The sequence below is a fragment of the Myxococcus dinghuensis genome, from assembly GCF_024198235.1.
In the GTDB taxonomy this organism is placed as follows: domain Bacteria; phylum Myxococcota; class Myxococcia; order Myxococcales; family Myxococcaceae; genus Myxococcus; species Myxococcus dinghuensis.
This window is the reverse complement of record NZ_JAKCFB010000048.1, coordinates 13,227-25,961: the sequence shown is the minus strand read 5'-3', so window position 1 is coordinate 25,961 and position 12,735 is coordinate 13,227. Positions and strand designations below refer to the sequence as shown.

Genomic DNA, 12,735 nt, shown 5'->3' with positions numbered 1-12,735 from the left:
CGTGAAGGGAGATGCCATCACCGGCTCCAAGACCGGTATCACCATCGCCGCGATGGCGGCCGCGTTGATGTCCGTGCTGGACATCTCCATCGTCAACGTGGCGCTCAGCGACATCCGCGCGAGCTTCGGCACGCCGTTGGACCAGATTGCCTGGGTCTCCACCGGCTACATGATGGCGAACGTGGTGGTCATCCCGATGACGGGCTGGCTCCAGCGCCGGTTCGGTTTCCGGCGCTACTTCACCGCCTCCATCCTCATCTTCACCGCCGCCAGCGTGTTGTGTGGCCTGGCGTGGAACCTGCCCTCGCTGGTGCTCTTCCGCATCCTGCAGGGCGTGGGTGGCGGCGCCATCATCCCCACGTCGCAGGCCATCCTCTTCGCGCGCTATCCGCCCAAGGAGCACGGCATGGCGGGCGCGCTGTTCGGCCTGGGCGCGGTGACGGGGCCGCTGCTCGGCCCCACGGTGGGCGGCATGCTCATCGAGGTGGCGAGCTGGCACTGGATCTTCCTCATCAACCTGCCGGTGGGCCTGTTCGCCGCGTACATGGCGTGGCGCCACATCGAGCAGAAGGACTTCGAGCCGTCCATGGACAAGGTGGACCGGTGGGGCATCGCCCTGCTGGCCGTGGGCATGGCCTCGCTCCAGTTCGTGCTGGAGGAGGGCACGCGCGAGGACTGGTTCGACAGCATGGAAATCACCGTGCTGGCCATCCTCGCGGGCGTGACGCTCATCACCTTCGTCGTCCACGAACTGGAGACACCCCAGCCGGTGGTGGACTTGCGGGTGTTCCTCAACCGCTCGTATTCGGCCGCCACCGGCATCAACTTCCTCGTGGGCACCGCGCTGTTCGGAGGCTCGTTCCTGTTCAGCCTCTTCTGCGGCACGGTGATGCGCTACTCGGCGTTGGACATCGGGTTGGTGTTCCTCAAGGGCAGCGCCATCCAGTTGGCGTTGATGCCGCTCATCGGTCGCTTCGGCGGGAAGGTGGATGGGCGGTGGCTGGTGGGCGTGGGCATCGTCGGCATGTGCCTGTCGCTGTGGACCAACGGCCACCTGTCCAGCACGGCGGACGAGGCGGCGCTCATCTCCCCGGTGTTCATCCGCGCCTGCTCCATGGGCTTCATCTTCGTGCCCCTGTCGGTGATGGCGCTCAGCAACCTGAGGCCGGACCAGCGCGGCAACGCGGCGGGCTTGTTCAACCTCACGCGCGAGCTGGGCGGCTCCATCGGCACGGCGTGGATGAGCAGCGCGCTCAACCGCCTGACGAAGGTGAACACCACGGCGCTCGCGTCCCACGTCGACGTGTATGGCCAGGTGACGCAGGAGCAGATCGCCGGCATCAAGGCCACCGTGGGCGCGCGGGTCGCGGACCCGCTGGCCGCCGCCTACGGGCTGATTGGTCAGCGCATCAACCTGCAGGCGCTGGTGCGGGCCTTCAACGCCAACTTCACCGTGCTCACGGCCATCTTCGCGTGCTCGCTGGTGCTGGTGGTGATGCTGCGCCGCGCCGACCCCACGGTGAAGGTCGAGGGCGCGCACTGAGCCGCTGACGACGACCCCGTCGTAGGACGAGCAAAGCGGGTCCGCCCTCGTGGAGCGGACCCGCTTTCGTGTTTCCAGGGACGGGGAGGCGCGTGCGCCTCGCCGTCGTCGGGTCAGCGCCGGGGGGCGTGGGCCCGGGCGTACCGACGGCGACGGCCGAGCAGCGTCGCCAGGGCCAGCAGCCCCGTGGCCGCGAGGAACGGCGTGCCGCCCGCGCCGCTGGCGCTGCAACCCCCGCCCGAGCCCCCGCGGTTGTCGTCGTTCACCACGCCCGTGCTCGGCGTGTTGGGGCCGGGCAGCGTGGGCACGGTGATGACCGGAGGCGTCGTCGTGGGCGTCTCGGGGGTCGGCGTCTCGGTCGTGGGCGTCTCGGTCGTCGGCGTCTCCGTGGTCGGCGTCTCGGGGGTCGGCGTCTCCGTCGTGGGAGTCTCCGGAGTCGGAGTCGGCGTCGGCGTCGGCGTGGTCACGGGAGGAATCACGTCGTCCTGCGACGTCGCCATGGTGAACCCGTCGTGGTACACGCTCGCCTCGGGGCGGATGGTGTCCTCGCGGTACAGGCCGAGCTTCATGTAGTTCATCTCGCTGCCGAACTGCGTGGCGCCCATCGTCTTGGGCAGCACCAGCTTGCCGTTGTGCCACAACTGCACGAAGCCGACCTTCGGGTTGGACGACCACTTCACCTGGAGGACGAAGTCGTGCCAGGTGCCGCGGGCCAGCGGCGTCGTCCAGGGGATGGGGCCGTCCGCGCCGCCCACGCGCATGTGGATGGTCTGCCCGCGCACGAAGAACTCCAGCGGCGGCGAGCCGCAGCAGCCCTCCTGGTGCCACTGCGTGAAGACCTGCCACCCATCCGAGATGGGATAGTTGCTCGGGAACATCGTGCTCCACTTGTAGAAGTACGTGGAGCCCGCCTTCTCCTCGCTGATGTAGAGCAGCTCGTTGCGGTTGCCGCTGGCGCCGATGGGGTCATCGCCCTGTCGCACGGTGGCCTTGAGCGCATAGCGCCCCTCGCGCACCACGTCCGTCACGACCTGGAGGCGGCTGTTGGCGACGCTCTGCGAGCGCGTGAACTGCGAGGTGTTCCCGGTCTCGAAGTCGCCCTTCCAGACGATTTCCGCGGACGCGAGCGCGGGAGCGGACAGCAACACCAAGGCGGCGAGTCGAAGGGATGCGGTCAAACGGAGTCCTTTCATTCCGGGTTGGCGCAGTGGGACACCCGGCCGGGCGTGCCACTTCCCGCTGGAGCCCGTCTGCCAACCCCCACCCGTCCGAGGCCTCGCTCCGACGCGAGGTGGAGCGCGCGACGTGACGGCGCCTGGCTCCACGCTCGCCGCTCGTCGATGCGCGCAATGATTCCCGGGGGATGGCGCGCGACGTCGTGGGTGGGTTCGCCGAACACTCGCGCCTTCACGGCGCCTGCACGCCCTGCCGCCTGACGACGCGCCGCCGTCTGGCACGTCTGTCATTGACGCGGAGCCAAGACAAAAGGGAAGTCGGTGAAGTCCTGACTCGAATTCCAGATGACTCGCCCGTTGGTACGAGGCGGACGTGTGGTCTGGAACTTCCACTCACGCGACAGAGGGTGTCTCAAATCCGCCGAAAGTCGGCGGCGGCAGGGGGCTTGGTGTAGAACCCGACACGTGGGCGGCTGCTTGGGGGTGGCGCCCGAGGGGGCAGCATGTGGAAGCCGACGTTCGACAAGGTCCTGGTCCTGGCGTTGGCGGCGCCCGTGCTCTTCCTGGCGGTCCTGCTCGTCCGGACGCCATCCAAGGGGAGCGGGGTGGACGCGCAGTTCTGGGTGGAGCGCAGGGCCTCGGCGCGCATCGAGGCGCGGCTCACCTACCCGGAGGCGGACCGCTATCGTCCTCGCACCTCGGCGGGAGGCTGTCCGGTCCCCGCGGAGCCCATCCCGCTCAAGGAGCTGGCCCGGTTGGAGGAGGCCGGTGACTGGGCGGGCATCGCCGCGGCGTACGGGCTGCAGGGCGAGTGGAACCAGGCGGTCTCCTTCCTGGAGCGCATGCCGGCGACCTCCGACCGCGACAGCGACCTGGCGGCGGTGTACCTGGCGAAGGGCTCACACGAGCAGGCGTTGCGGCTGCTGGACCGGGTGCTGGCCTCGCGTCCCCGTCATCCGCAGGCCCTGTGGAACCGCGCGCTCGTGCTGCGGGACATGGGCCTGTCCATGAAGGCGGCGGAGACGTTCGACGAGGTCGCCGCGCTCGGCGAGCCGGGCTGGAGCCGCGAGGCGCATGGCCAGGCGCTCGTGCTGCGGGAGGAGACGCTGGAGCGGGCCCGCAGGTGGCGGGGCGCCCGCGCCGCGACGCTGGCGCTGATGGACGACCCGAAGGCGCCGCTGCCCTTGTTGGAGGCGCGGCAGAGCCCGGGCGTCGTCCGACAGCACTTCTACGACGTGGTGCGCGCCGCGCCGTCGAAGGACCGGGTGATGGCGCTCCTGCCGCTCGCGCAGGAGCTGGACCGGACGCAGGGCGGCAGCGCGCTGGGGGACTACGTCCGGCACGTGGCCACGCGCGACTTCTCCCGGCGCGAGTCGTTGGCGAAGAGCTACGCGGACGTGCTGCGCCACCGCGCCACCGCGCCGGACGCGCTCCTGGACACCGCGCGCGCCGCGGGCGAGGACGACCTCTTCGTCGGCCTGGCGCTGCACAACAAGGCCACGCTGCGCTACCTGCCGGAGCTGCTGTCGCGCAGTCCGCGCCAACAGGACTCGTGGTTCAGCCTGTACCTGGAGCGCGAGCAGGCCCGCAAGGAGACGGCGGACGGCGAATGGTGGAAGGCGGAGCAGCGCCTGTTCAACGCGCTCCAGCGCTGCCGCGAGGGCGCCTTCTCCGCCCGGTGCGTGGACCTGGAGATCCGCGTGGGCATCCTCTACGCGGAGCTGCGGCGGCTGACGGAGGCGGAGCAGCACGCGCGCACCGCGTGGGCCTGGGCGCGCCAGCTCCAGGAGTGGGAGCTGGAGCTGACGGCGCTGGAGCTGCTCGCCCACATCTCCCGGGACCGCAGCGACTTCTCCAGCTCGCTCGCGTACGTGCAGGAGTGGTCCGCGCGCGGGGGGCGCATCAACAACCCCTGCTACTGGCCCCAGGTGAACATGGCGCACATCCACTACCTGGCGCTGCGGCCGCAGGAGGCGCGCGCCTCGCTGGAGGCCGCCGCCGCGTGTCCGGAGGCGCCCCTGGACCTGATGTACGGCGCCACCTTCGCGGAGATGGCGCGCGCCCGGCCGGACCCGGCGGACGCGGCGCGGATGCGCCACGTGCTCGACATCGCGCGCGTCACCAACCCCACGCCGGGCGACGCCGTGTACGCGCACTACATCGAGGGCCGCTTCGCGCTGGACCAGGACAACGCCGGGGGACAGGCGATGCTGCTGCGCACCATCGAGGAGGCGGATCGCCTGCCGCCCACGGACACGCTGGCGCGCGAGGCGTGGACGCTGAGCTACTCGTCGCTCGTCACCGACGCGGGCCGCACCGGGCAGTTCGCCCGCGTCCTGGAGCTGATGGCCGCGCAGTTGGGCACGGAGGCCCCGGCGAAGTGCGCGCTGGCCGCCGCCGTGCACAACGAGCGCTCCGTGGCCGTGGTCCGGGGCGCGGACGGCGCGGTGGTGGGGGACTACCAGGGCGACCACAAGGAGCCCTTCGCCGCGACGTCCAGCGCCCAGCTCGTCCCGGAGCGGCTGCGCCAGGCGCTGCGCGGCTGCGCGCAGGTGGACGTCCTGGCGTGGGCGCCGGTCTTCGGGCGCACGGACCTGCTCGCGCCGGACGTCCCGTGGAGCTTCCGCATGGGGCGCGCGGCGCGCCCTGTGGCGAAGCCCGCCGGTCGCCGCCTGGTCGTCTCCAGCGTGGAGGCGCCCGCGCTGCTCCAGCTTCCCCGCCTGCCCGCGTGGACGCCGTCCTCGGAGCCGGAGCCCACCGCGCTCGAGCACCTGTCGGGTTCGGAGGCCACGCCCTCGCACGTGCTGTCCAGCATGACGGACGCGACGGAGATCGAAATCCACGCGCACGGCATCAGCGACCCGGTCATCTCCGACGCGTCGCTGGTGGTGCTGTCCCCGGAGGGCAACGGCCGCTACGCGCTCACCGCGGACATCGTCCGGCAGCAGAAGCTGGCGGGCTCGCCGCTGGTGTTCCTCGCCGCGTGCAGCGCGGGGCGGCTGGCGTCCACCGCCACGCACGAGCCCTTCAGCCTGCCGGCGGCCTTCATCCAGGCGGGCGCGCGCGCGGTGCTCGCCTCCACGGTGGACATCCCGGACGCGGCCGGCCGCTTCTTCGACGGCGTGCGCCAGCGCATCCGCTCCGGCACCGCGCCCGCCGTGGCCCTGCGCGACGAGCGCCAGAAGTGGCTCTCCCGCGACGCGCGCAACGGCTGGACGCACCACGTGCTGCTGGTGGAGACGTCCGACTGACCTTCCGCGCCCCTCAGAGGGGCGTGGGCAGGTACGTGTTGTTCTTCGGCACCTGGAAGTGGTGGAACGTCACGGACGCGCTCACGTCGAGCGCGCGCACCCAGTGCCACCAGCCCACCGGGATGAAGACCAGCTCCCCGGGCTCCAGCACGGCCTCCACCTGGTGTGTCTCCGCGTACAGCGGGAAGCGCTCCAGGTCCGGTCGCTCCGCGTCCACGTGGCTGAAGGTCCCGTAGCGCGGGTACATCAGGTGGCGCTGGAAGGAGGGGATGAGCCGCACGTGCTTGCGCCCCATCACCTGCGCCAGCATCACGTTCATGTTGTCGTGGTGCAGCGGCGTGACGGTGCCCGCCGGGCCCAGCAGGAGCGTCATCATGTCGGGCCGCAGCCCCTCGTCGATGATGCCCCGGGGCGCGCGCACCTCGTCACGCAGCGGGGCCAGCCCGTTGCGCTGCCAGTTCTCGTTGCGCGGCACCATGTAGTAGTCGTTCGTCTCGCCGCCCGTCGCCACCTGCTGCACGTAGGCGCGGAAGGACATCGTCGAGCGGTGCTTGTCGGACTCCGGCGCGTGGTCCGGGTTCGCGTTGCGCCCCGTCATCACCTCCACCTCCGCGTCGCCCACGCGCTCGGCCAGGTACGGCAGGCTCCAGCGCCCCATCGCCGGCCAGTCCTCCATCATCCCCGTGAGCACCACCGGCCGGTGGCCGAAGTAGTAGCGCGCGAAGAACTCGTCCGCGGACAGCTTCTCCCGCCGCTCCAGCGTCGCGTGCCCGCCGGACTGGCGGTGCAGCTCGCTGTACACGTCCATCACCGACTCCAGCCACCCGTAGCGCCGGCCCACCCGCTGGCAGGCCTGGAAGTACGGGTGCGCCTCCACCCGCGCCACCTCCTCCCGCGCCACCTCCTCGCTCACCCCGGCTCCCATCAGCGTCCGGCACGCGTCCTCTCGCGTCACGCCCAGCGAGAGGTTCTCCACCAGCCAGACCTGCCACTCCGTCGAGAGTCGCGAAATTTCCGTGTGCATTTGGAAATCCAAGAAAAACGAGAGTCAATCTGGCCCCCACCCTCTCACGGATTCGGGCCCCGTCATGGTAAGGACGTCGACAGTTCCATTTCACCAACCAGGAACTTGTCCGTGCTGCCTGTATCCGAGCACAAGGGGGAGAGCATGACGCCCGGTTCGATGCAGTCCCAGAAGCCCCAGGTTGCCGAGGTCAACGCCTCGGAGGCCCACGTGAAGAACAACTACGTGGATTGCTCCACCAACGTGGGAGTGCAGCGCCAGCGGCAGCCGCTCCCCCCTCCCTCGACTCCGGCCCTGGCCCGCTAGTCCCGCGGGCTTGACTCGGGGTGGGGTGTCCGCGCCTCACCCCGCGACGTTGTTGCCCGGACGGGGATTTCACCCTTTCCGGGCATTGCTTTGTCCGGGGGCTGATCTTTTTTCTTCTCAAGGATTGGCGGGGCTTCGCGTCTTTGACCTGAAACCTGCCGTGCGAGTGTGTGGGACATCATGGCCGACCTCTTCAACCGGGAGCGGAGGCGCTTCGACGCGTTCATCCGACTGCACCGGCCCAGCCTGCTGGGCCTGGCGCGGCGGCTGTCGGCGCGCTCCAGCCTGGAGGCGGAGGACCTGGTCCAGGAGACGTTCGAACGGGCGATGCAGGAGTTCGAACAGCTCAAGGGGCGGACGGAGGCCGCGGCGGCGGCCTGGCTGTGCACGACGATGACGAACCGGTTCCTGGACTACTGCCGTCGTCAGCGCACCGAGTCGCGGGGCATGCCGCACCTGGCGCTGGTCCAGGAGGCGGCGGCGCAGGTGGAGGCCCAGGAGAACTGGGAGCTGGTGAGCACCGAGGAGTTCCAGAAGGCCGTGGAGCGGCTGAAGCCGCACCTGCGTGACGCCTACCGGCTGCACGCGGAGGGCAGGCGCTACACGGCCATCGCCGAGCATTTCAACGTTCCCGTGGGCACGGTGGGCAGTTGGCTCACCCTGGCGCGCAGGGACCTGAAGGACTTGCTGCTGCCACAGGTAGCGGTGGCCCGGGAGCGGGGGGCAACGAGCTCATGAACACGCCATGCACCAACATCAACCGGCTGCACCTCTTCGTCGACGGCGAGCTGTCCGCGCCGGACGCGGAGGCCTTCCGCCAGCACCTCACGCGGTGCGCGGAGTGTGAGGCGGGGTTGAGGGACCTGCTGCAACTGGAGCTGCTGGCCTCGCGGGCGCTGGGGGGCGCCGCGGTGGCGGAGCCGGAGCCGGACGCGCTGCCGCAGAACGTGACGCCGCTGCGCTCGCGCCTCAAGCGCGCGTACCAGGTGGCGGTGCCGCTGGCGGTGGCGGCGGGGCTGGCGGCGGTGGGGCTCCTGCGCTTCCAGGCGACGCCGGAGATTCCGGGCGAGGTCTGGCTGGCGAGCGCGGACACGCGCACCTTCGAGGCGCGGCTGAGCCACCCGCGGGCGGACCGCTTCCTGCCCTATGGCCCCATGCGCGGCACCAGCCAGACGTCGGAGATGCTGCCCCTGCGGCCGCTGGCGGAGCTGGAGGAGCGCAAGGACTTCCGGGGCATCGCGGCGGCGTACGCGCTGCGCGGCGACTGGCAGCAGGCGGAGGCCTTCCTGGGCCGCGAGCCGGACTCGGCCGACAAGCTGAACGACCTGGCGGTGGTGGCGTTGAGCCGGCAGCGGTACGAGGAGGCCCTGGGGCTCGTCAGCCGCGCGCTGGCCCTGGACCCGCGTCACTCCCAGGCGCTGTGGAACCGGGCGCTGGTGCTGCGCGAGCGCGACCTGCTGGACCGGGCGGCGGCGTCCTTCGACACGGTGGCCTCGCTGGGCGAGGACGGCTGGAGCAACGAGGCGCGGCGCATGGCGGCGGAGCTGCGCACGCAGTTGGCCGAGGAGCGCGTGCGTTGGAAGCGGCAGGTGAACGACGCCTGGCAGACGCTCTCGGGTGACGGCGCGTGGGACGCGAAGCAACTGGCGCAGCGGCCGGTGGTGGCGCGCGCGGCGCTGTACGAGGCGGCCCGCACGGTGACGTCGAAGGAGCGCGCCCTGGCGCTGCTGCCGCTGGCGCGGGAGCTGGACGCGATTGGCGGCGGCTCGGTGCTCCAGGACTACGTGCGGCAGGTGGCCGGAAAGGACTTCGCGGCGCGCTCCCCGCTGGCGCTGGGGTACGCGGGCCTGCTGCGGCACAGCGAGTCGAAGAAGGACACGACGTCGCTCATGGACATGCTGCGCCGCTCGGGTGAGCGCGACATCTACTTCGGCGCCCTGGTGCAGACGGGCGCGGCGGTGACGGACGCCACGGCGCTGGGCGCGCTGCGCGGCTTCGCCGAGGGCACGCCGGACCCCTGGCTGCACCTGCTCGCCGAGCGGGAGGTCATCCGCCGCGAGCTGGCCGCCGGGCACACCGCCCAGGCGGAGAAGCAACTGATGGACGCGATGCTGACGTGCAACGGCCTGGGCAACATCGCCCCGTGCATGGAGCTGAACTGAGCCGTCGTCGGGCGTGAGCCGCTCGCTCCACGCGTGAAGGCCGGTCCCCCGTGGGCCGGCCTTCCTCGTTGCGGGCTCCTGTCGTCCAGCGGGCGGTGGCCGGGGCGGGGTGCTGTCCTGCCTCGCCCCGCATGGCAGGCTCGGGGCCATGTCCTCGACCGCCCCCCGCAACATGCGTGACTACGCGTCCACCCACCGCGACTTCCGGTGGGCGCGGCCCGAGTTCTTCAACTTCTCCACGGACGTGGTGGACCGGCACGCCGCCGAGCGGCCGGAGTCCCTGGCGCTGCTGTGGTCCGACGAGTCCGGCCGGGGCCAGCGCTTCACGTGGCAGGGCGTGCGTCAGCGCTCGCTGCACGCGGCGCAGTTCCTGGCGGGGCTGGGGCTGAAGAAGGGCGACCGCGTCTTCATCATGATGCCGCGGGTTCCGGAGTGGTGGTTCCTCGTGCTGGGCTGCATCCGCGCGGGCATCGTCTTCATGCCCGGCACGCCCATGCTCACGCCCAAGGACATCCGCTACCGGCTGGTGGCCGCGGACGCGAGCGCCGTCATCGCGGACGTCAGTTGCCTGGACCGCTTCGAGGGGTTGGTGGGCACCGGCCGGGTGGAGACGTGGGTGGCGGTGGGGGAGGGCGCGCCCTCCCCCTGGGTGGGCTACGCGTCCGGCACGGTGGGCATCGGCGCGCACGGGCTCGAGTTCCCTCGCACGCGCGTGGACGACCCGCTGCTCATCTACTTCACGTCCGGCACCACCGGCATGCCGAAGATGGTGCTGCACACCCAGGCCAGCTACGGCATGGGGCACGAGGTGACGGGGAAGTACTGGCTGGACCTCACGCCGGAGGACCGGCACCTGACGTTGAGCGACACGGGCTGGGCCAAGTGCGCCTGGGGCAAGCTGTTCGGGCCGTGGAGCCAGGGCGCGTGCAACGTCGTCTACGACTTCCGGGGGCGCTTCGACGCGGCGAGGCTGCTCACGGTGCTGGGCACCCAGCGCGTCACCACTTTCTGCGCGCCGCCCACCGCGTGGCGCGCCCTGGTGCTGCAGGACCTGAAGGCCTTCGACCTGTCCTCGCTGCGCCACGTGCTGAGCGCGGGCGAGCCGCTCAACCCGGAGGTCATCGACGCGTGGAAGGAGGCCACCGGGCTGCACATCCGCGAGGGCTACGGCCAGACGGAGACGGTGGTGGTGGTGGGCATGTTCCCGGCGCTGGAGCCGCGCGTGGGCTCCATGGGCAAGCCCTCGCCGGGCTTCACCGTGGCGGTCATCGACGAGCAGGGCCAGGAGGTGGCGGTGGACAAGGAGGGCGACATCGCGGTGCGCGTGGCGCCCGAGCGGCCGGTGGGTCTGTTCCAGGAGTACCTGGGCGACGCGGCGGCGAACGCGGCGTGCCGGCGCGAGGACTGGTACGTCACCGGCGACCGGGCGGTGCGCGACGCGGACGGATACTTCTACTTCGTGGGCCGCGCGGACGACGTCATCAAGACGTCCGGCTACCGCGTGGGGCCCTTCGAGGTGGAGTCCGCGCTGCTGGAGCACGCCGCCGTCGCGGAGTCGGCCGTCATCGGCGTGCCGGACGACAAGCTGGGCCAGAAGGTGAAGGCCTTCGTGGTGCTGGCGCCGGGGCACGCGCCGTCGCAGGAGCTGGCGAAGGAGCTCCAGGAGCACGTCAAGCGCGTCACCGCGCCCTACAAGTACCCGCGCGACGTGGAGTTCGTCACCGAGCTGCCCAAGACGGTGAGCGGGAAGATTCGCCGCGCGGAGCTGCGCGCCACGCCGCCGAAGCCGGGGTGAGGGACACGGTGCCCGTCACCCCGGCGGTGGCCCCGGGCGGGCCTAGCCGTTCCAGTCGCTGTGCACGAAGCCGGCGTCGGGCTTGTCCCGGCGCTGGTAGGTGTGCGCGCCGAAGGCGTCGCGCTGGGCCTGGGTGAGGTTCTGCGGCAGCTCCGGGCTGCGGTAGCTGTCCAGGTACGCCAGCGAGGAGCTGAACACGGGGATGGGGATGCCCACCTTCGTCGCGGTGGCGACGAGCTTGCGCCACTGGGGCGCCATGCGCTCCAGCACCGGGGCGAACGCGTCCGACACCAGGAGGTTGGGCAGCTCCGGCTGCTGGGTGAAGGCCTCGCGCAGCGGGGTGAGCAGCTTCGCGCGGATGATGCAGCCACCCCGCCAGATGCGCGCCATGCTCGCCAGCGACACGTCCCACTTGTACTCCTGGGAGGCCACCTGGATGAGGCGCATGCCCTGGGCGTACGTCACCACGCGCGCCGCGTAGAGCGCGTCATGCGTCCACGCCGCCAGCTGCGCCTTCTCCTCGGCGGAGAGCGCCTCCGTGGGGCCCTTCAGCTTGCGGCTGGCCGCCACGCGCTCGTCCTTCATGGACGACAGGTTGCGCGCGTCCAGCGCGGAGGCGATGGAGGGCACCGGGACGCCCAGGTCCAGCGCCACCTGCACCGTCCACTTGCCCGTGCCCTTCTGGCCGGCCTTGTCCAGCACCAGGTCCAGCAGCGGCTTGCCCGTCTCCGGGTCCTTCTTGCGCAGCACCTTGATGCTGGTCTCCAGCAGGAAGGACTCGGCGATGCCCTGGTTCCACTGGCTGAACAGGTCGGCGATGGCGTCGTTGGACAGGCCCAGGCCCCGGTGCAGCACGTCGTACGTCTCCGCGAGCAGTTGCATGTCGGCGTACTCGATGCCGTTGTGCACCATCTTCACGAAGTGGCCCGCGCCGTCCGGGCCCACGTGCGTGACGCACAGGCCCTCGTCGGTGCGCGCGGCGATGGCCTCCAGCACCGGCCGCACCAGCGCGTACGACTTCACGGAGCCGCCCGGCATGATGGACGGGCCGTGGCGCGCGCCCTCCTCGCCGCCGGACACCCCCACGCCGATGAAGTTCAGGCCCTTGCTCCGGCACAGCTCCTCGCGCCGGCGCGTGTCCTGGAACCAGGAGTTGCCCGCGTCCAGGACGACGTCGCCCTCGGACAGGAGCGGGAACAGGCGCTCGAGCATCTGGTCCACCGGCGCGCCCGCCGTCACCATCAGGAGGATGCGCCGCGGGCGCTCCAGCCGCGCCACGAACTCCTCCAACGAGCCGGTGCCGGAGATGCGCGGGTGACGGTGTTGCTGGCGCATCTCGTCGATGCGCTCCGGATGCCGGTCCCATATCTCCACACGGAAGCCATGGTCCGCGATGTTGAGGGCGAGGGCCGCGCCCATGACCCCCATGCCCGCCACGCCGAACTGCGCGCCCTGGGGGGCGCTGTCTGCCGCACTCAT

General features: G+C 71.2%; 9 protein-coding genes. 6 read left to right on the top strand and 3 right to left on the bottom strand.

The annotated features are described in order from the left end of the window. The first annotated feature begins 1 nt into the window (after position 1). The gene (locus LZ198_RS36935; RefSeq protein WP_253976842.1) at positions 2 to 1,543 is read left to right on the top strand and encodes a DHA2 family efflux MFS transporter permease subunit; all 1,542 of its coding nucleotides are present in this window, start codon (positions 2 to 4) and stop codon (positions 1,541 to 1,543) included. Positions 1,544 to 1,656: 113 nt separating this feature from the next. Here the strand turns inward: LZ198_RS36935 and LZ198_RS36930 are convergent, their stop codons facing one another. Continuing rightward, on the bottom strand, positions 1,657 to 2,721 hold the full coding sequence (locus LZ198_RS36930; protein ID WP_253976841.1) for a polysaccharide lyase: 1,065 nt from the start codon (positions 2,719 to 2,721) through the stop codon (positions 1,657 to 1,659). Positions 2,722 to 3,221: 500 nt separating this feature from the next. Here LZ198_RS36930 and LZ198_RS36925 point away from each other — a divergent pair, with 500 nt between their 5' ends. Beyond that, positions 3,222 to 5,969, top strand: coding sequence for a CHAT domain-containing protein (locus tag LZ198_RS36925; protein ID WP_253976840.1), 2,748 nt, complete (start codon positions 3,222 to 3,224; stop codon positions 5,967 to 5,969). Between the two features lie 13 nt (positions 5,970 to 5,982). Here LZ198_RS36925 and LZ198_RS36920 read toward each other — a convergent pair whose 3' ends face one another. Continuing rightward, complete coding sequence (locus LZ198_RS36920) at positions 5,983 to 6,993, bottom strand: cupin-like domain-containing protein (protein WP_253976839.1); 1,011 nt, start codon at positions 6,991 to 6,993, stop codon at positions 5,983 to 5,985. 111 nt (positions 6,994 to 7,104) lie between these two features. Between LZ198_RS36920 and LZ198_RS36915 the strand changes: the two genes are divergently transcribed. The 4 genes from LZ198_RS36915 to LZ198_RS36900 all read left to right on the top strand — a co-directional run bounded on the left by LZ198_RS36915 (position 7,105) and on the right by LZ198_RS36900 (position 11,256). Beyond that, positions 7,105 to 7,299 carry a hypothetical protein gene (locus tag LZ198_RS36915; RefSeq protein WP_253976838.1) on the top strand — a complete coding sequence of 65 codons (195 nt, stop codon included), beginning with the start codon at positions 7,105 to 7,107 and terminating at the stop codon, positions 7,297 to 7,299. A 180-nt stretch (positions 7,300 to 7,479) separates the two neighbouring features. After that, on the top strand, positions 7,480 to 8,037 hold the full coding sequence (locus LZ198_RS36910; RefSeq protein WP_253976837.1) for an RNA polymerase sigma factor: 558 nt from the start codon (positions 7,480 to 7,482) through the stop codon (positions 8,035 to 8,037). Further along, a complete protein-coding gene (locus LZ198_RS43325) occupies positions 8,034 to 9,461 on the top strand; it encodes a zf-HC2 domain-containing protein (RefSeq protein WP_267145507.1) in 1,428 nt (475 codons plus the stop codon). Before LZ198_RS36910 ends, LZ198_RS43325 begins: the two co-directional genes overlap by 4 nt. A 148-nt stretch (positions 9,462 to 9,609) precedes the next feature. Beyond that, entirely contained in the window at positions 9,610 to 11,256 is a 1,647-nt protein-coding gene (locus LZ198_RS36900) for an acyl-CoA synthetase (protein ID WP_253976836.1), read from the top strand. A 42-nt stretch (positions 11,257 to 11,298) separates the two neighbouring features. On the opposite strand, the gene gndA is transcribed toward LZ198_RS36900, so the two are convergent. Then, positions 11,299 to 12,735, bottom strand: coding sequence for an NADP-dependent phosphogluconate dehydrogenase (gene gndA / locus LZ198_RS36895; RefSeq protein ID WP_253976835.1), 1,437 nt, complete (start codon positions 12,733 to 12,735; stop codon positions 11,299 to 11,301).